1 protein-coding gene is annotated in these 360 nt (G+C 71.9%); it reads right to left on the bottom strand.

Features of this window, described 5'->3' with window-relative positions; genetic code table 11:
• Nucleotides 1-19: 19 nt before the first annotated feature.
• The coding region (locus tag CVH10_RS18365; protein WP_146143040.1) for an isoaspartyl peptidase/L-asparaginase at nt 20-360 on the bottom strand (341 nt) is incomplete at its 5' end.

Below are 360 nucleotides of genomic sequence, written 5' to 3'. Positions count from 1 at the left end.
TGAAATCGGCGGCGCCGGTTCAGTCTTCGTCGGCATAGATGGCGACGCGGGCTGGCGTGTCGGAGGAGGCGGCGGCGCGATACATGCCGGAGGTGGACATGGCGAAGACGGGGGCGCCGGTCGTGGTCATGACGATGACGCCGCCCAGGCCGCCCAGCGTTCTGGCCTCGTCGATCTCGGCCTGTGCGGCCGCGTCGGGCGCGGTCGTCGAGCCGATCCGGGCGCAGATGTCGCGGGCGACGGTGGCACGGATCAAATATTCGCCGTCGCCGGTGGCCGACACGGCGCAGCCGTCGGCGTTGGAGGCGTAGGTTCCCGCCCCGACCACCGGCACGTCCCCGACCCGGCCCCAGCGATAGG

The organism is Halomonas sp. ND22Bw (assembly GCF_003011945.1).
In the GTDB taxonomy this organism is placed as follows: domain Bacteria; phylum Pseudomonadota; class Gammaproteobacteria; order Pseudomonadales; family Halomonadaceae; genus Halomonas; species Halomonas halophila.
Note: the sequence above shows the minus strand (reverse complement) of the source record. Positions and strands in the feature narration are given on the sequence as shown.